Genomic DNA, 3,259 nt, shown 5'->3' with positions numbered 1-3,259 from the left:
AGGTGGGATTGAAGCTGCCCACCGACATCCATTGCCACAGGGGCTGGGTGTAGACACCGCCGACCGGCATGGTATTGAGGAAATCGATGCCGACCCACAGGGTGGTGAGGGCCGACAACCCTATGCTGCCGACGCCGATGAGCGCCGAGCTGCGCTCGCCGAAACGGCCGAGGGAGAAGGCCAGCACCAGCCATCCCAGCAGCGGAAATAGAAAAGTCAGGTATAAGAGGCTCATCCGCGCATCTCGCTCACAGTGTCCACGTTGAGGGTGTGGTAACGACGATAGAGCAGCAGTAGTAAAGCGAGGCCGATACTGGCCTCCGCTGCCGCCAGAGAAATCACCAAGATGTACATGATCTGGCCATCGGCCTGGGCCCAGCGGCTGCCTGCTACCACGAACGCCAGCGCGGACGCATTCATCATGATCTCGATACTCATGAGGATAAACAGCAAGTTACGGCGGATAAGCAGACCGCACAAACCGATGCAAAACAGCACGGCGGCCAGCAGCAGACCGTGTTCCATGGGGATGCCACTCATTGCTGACCTCCTTCTTGAGATGGACTTGGTGCTGGGCGCCCGGCCGTTTTGGGAACGGAAAGCACTTCCCCGCTCTTGTCTTCACGGCCCAGGTGGTAGGCGGTCACCAGACCCGCCAACAGCAGGATGGAGGCGAGCTCCACCGCCAGCACGTAAGGGCCGAACAGGGCGATGCCGACCTCTTTCGCGCTGACGTCGGTCAGGCCAAGCTGACCCCCTGTCACGCCGAGGATGCCGTAGGCCAGAAAGCCCAGCAGGATGAGAGAGAGCAGGCCGGGACCCACCCAGGTGGTGGGGGTGAGCCAGTTCTTCTCCTGATCCTGGGATGACCCTAGGTTCAGCATCATCACCACGAACACGAACAGCACCATGATGGCGCCCGCGTAGACGATCACCTGCAGGGCCCCCGCGAAGGAGGCACCCAGGCAGAAGAAGATAATGGCCACGGCGATGAGCGAAATAATGAGATTGAGCAGCGCATGCATGGGATTGCTGGTGCTGATCACCCGCAGCGTGCTGTAAACGGCGACCAGGGCCGCGGCATAAAATGCCAGTTCCATGATTGACTCCTCAGGGCAGCAGGCTCTTGACATCGATAGGTTTGGCTTCGTGCTCGGCATCCCCTTTCGGCTTGCCGTCGATGGCCATCCCGCTCATGCGATAGAAGTTGTAATCCGGGTATTTGCCGGGCCCGCTGATCAGCAGATCTTCCTTCTCGTACACCAAATCCTGGCGGCGGTATTCACCCATCTCGAAATCCGGCGTCAGCTGGATGGCGGTGGTGGGGCAGGCCTCTTCGCACAGGCCGCAGAAGATGCAGCGGGAGAAGTTGATGCGAAAGAACTCCGGATACCAGCGACCATCGTCCCGCTCTGCTTTCTGCAGCGAGATGCAGCCGACCGGGCAGGCCACGGCGCAGAGGTTGCAGGCCACGCAGCGTTCGTCGCCGTCCGGGTCGCGGGTCAGCACGATGCGCCCACGAAAACGAGGGGCGGCATAGACAGTCTCTTCCGGGTAGCTCAGGGTTTCGCGAGGGCGCCAGGCATGGGAAAACACCATGCCCAGACTGCGAAGCTGGGTACCAATACCCTTGATTATGCTAATAATTTTCATAGTTGTGCCTCACTGCACATTCATCAGCACCACAGCCCCAGTGTCTTGCATCCCGAGTAGGGCGCAAGGCGCGAGGCAAGCAGACGTTCCAGCCAAACGGCATCACAATATTCATATCTATTCCGGCCTCACTGCGCGCTCATCAGCACCACGGCACCCGTGATCAGCATGTTGATCAGGGTCAGCGGCAGGCAGACTTTCCAGCCAAAGGACATCACCTGGTCAAAGCGCGGACGGGGCAGAGAGGCCCGCAGCAGGATGAAGAACACCATGAAGCAGGCGGTCTTCAGTGCAAACCAGATGAAGGGTGGCAACCAGGGGCCATGCCAGCCACCGAAGAACAGGGTCACGATGAGGGAGGAGATCAGCACTATGCCGATGTACTCGCCCACGAAGAAGAGACCCCATTTCATGCCCGCATACTCGATGTGATAGCCATCGGCGAGCTCCTGCTCGGCCTCCGGCTGGTCAAACGGGTGGCGGTGGGTGACGGCGACACCGGCAAACAGGAAGGTAATGAAGCCCAGGAACTGGGGTACCACGTTCCACAAGCCCTCCTGTGCCTCGACTATGTCTCTCAGGTTGAAGCTGCCGGTCTGGATCACTATCCCCATCAGGGAGAGCCCCAGGAACACCTCATAGGAGAGGGTCTGGGCCGAGGCGCGCAGGCTGCCGAGCAAGGAGTATTTGTTGTTGCTCGACCAGCCGGCGAACAGCACCGCATAGACTGCCAGTCCCGCGATGGCCAGGATGTAGAGCAGGCCCACGTTGAGATCCGCCACGCCCCAGGTGGGGGTGATGGGCACCACGGCAAACGCCAGAATAAAGGCGGTGAAGGCGATGATGGGGGCCAGGATGAAGATCCGGCGATCCGCGAACGGCGGGATCCAGTCCTCCTTGAAAAACATCTTGACCATGTCAGCTGCTAATTGCAGCAGGCCGAACGGGCCCACCCGGTTGGGGCCGTAGCGATCCTGCCACAGCGCCAGCAGGCGACGTTCGATGAAGCTCATGAAGGCACCTGCCCCTACTATCCCCACCAGCACGATCAGCGCTTTGCCGACTTCAATCAGCAGCGCCATCAGGGAATCACTCATGCGATCGCCTCCTGCAGGTTGTTGATGTAGACCTGTTGCAGCGCGGTCGGCAGGCCGTTGACGCCGAGCGGCAGACCCAGCAGGCCCTGTGCCAGGGCATCGCTCAGCCGCAGCTTGAGGCGCCAGTGGCTGCCACCCCAGGAGAAGCTCACCTGGTGGCCCGCGTTGAGGGCAAGGCGGTGGGCATCGGCCGGGTTCAGCACCAGTTCGGGCTCATGCATGCGGGCCTGGATGACGGGGCTGCGAGCGGAGAGCTCCTCGCCGCCAAACAGCTGGTCATAGTTGACCACCTGCAGGGCTTCCTGAGCCACGAAGGGGGCCGGTATGGCATCAAACCAGCCGAGGGTATCTTCACCCGGCTCCAGCAGACGGCGACCCGGATCGCCAGCGCGCAGATGACCACCGACTTCATCCTGGAACTTGTTCCAGGCGGAGGGGGAGTTCCAGCCCGGTGCCCAGGCAAAGGGCACTTGCGGCATGTTCTGGCGGGCACCGGCATAGCCTTCCAT

The 3,259-nt window shown here is 61.1% G+C and carries 4 protein-coding genes and 2 pseudogenes; all 6 read right to left on the bottom strand.

All coding sequences use genetic code 11. The annotated features are described in order from the left end of the window. Nucleotides 1–235: pseudogene (locus AAC083_RS12500) on the bottom strand (NADH-quinone oxidoreductase subunit L); the annotation flags it as partial. After that, complete coding sequence (gene nuoK / locus AAC083_RS12495) at nt 232–540, bottom strand: NADH-quinone oxidoreductase subunit NuoK (RefSeq protein ID WP_042034381.1); 309 nt, start codon at nt 538–540, stop codon at nt 232–234. The pseudogene AAC083_RS12500 and the gene nuoK, both read right to left, overlap by 4 nt. After that, nucleotides 537–1,100 (bottom strand): NADH-quinone oxidoreductase subunit J, encoded by a 564-nt coding sequence (gene nuoJ, locus AAC083_RS12490; protein ID WP_108536778.1) that lies wholly within the window; start codon nt 1,098–1,100, stop codon nt 537–539. Before nuoJ ends, nuoK begins: the two co-directional genes overlap by 4 nt. A gap of 10 nt (nt 1,101–1,110) precedes the next feature. Beyond that, nucleotides 1,111–1,653 carry an NADH-quinone oxidoreductase subunit NuoI gene (gene nuoI, locus AAC083_RS12485; protein ID WP_108536777.1) on the bottom strand — a complete coding sequence of 181 codons (543 nt, stop codon included), beginning with the start codon at nt 1,651–1,653 and terminating at the stop codon, nt 1,111–1,113. 128 nt (nt 1,654–1,781) lie between these two features. Further along, nucleotides 1,782–2,750, bottom strand: coding sequence for an NADH-quinone oxidoreductase subunit NuoH (gene nuoH / locus AAC083_RS12480; protein WP_042034377.1), 969 nt, complete (start codon nt 2,748–2,750; stop codon nt 1,782–1,784). Then, nucleotides 2,747–3,259, bottom strand: a pseudogene (locus AAC083_RS12475) (NADH-quinone oxidoreductase subunit NuoG); the annotation flags it as partial. The gene nuoH and the pseudogene AAC083_RS12475, both read right to left, overlap by 4 nt.

The sequence above is a fragment of the Aeromonas sp. HMWF014 genome (assembly GCF_963878295.1).
In the GTDB taxonomy this organism is placed as follows: domain Bacteria; phylum Pseudomonadota; class Gammaproteobacteria; order Enterobacterales; family Aeromonadaceae; genus Aeromonas; species Aeromonas popoffii.
The sequence above is the reverse complement of the archived record's forward strand: the minus strand, read 5'-3'. Positions and strand labels throughout refer to the sequence as shown.

What these genes read in the sequence shown, in the direction of transcription:
- nuoK (WP_042034381.1), bottom strand. Translation starts at nt 540, where the DNA reads ATGAGTGGCATCCCCATGGAACACGGTCTGCTGCTGGCCGCCGTGCTG.
- nuoI (WP_108536777.1), bottom strand. Translation starts at nt 1,653, where the DNA reads ATGAAAATTATTAGCATAATCAAGGGTATTGGTACCCAGCTTCGCAGT.
- nuoH (WP_042034377.1), bottom strand. Translation starts at nt 2,750, where the DNA reads ATGAGTGATTCCCTGATGGCGCTGCTGATTGAAGTCGGCAAAGCGCTG.
- nuoJ (WP_108536778.1), bottom strand. Translation starts at nt 1,100, where the DNA reads ATGGAACTGGCATTTTATGCCGCGGCCCTGGTCGCCGTTTACAGCACG.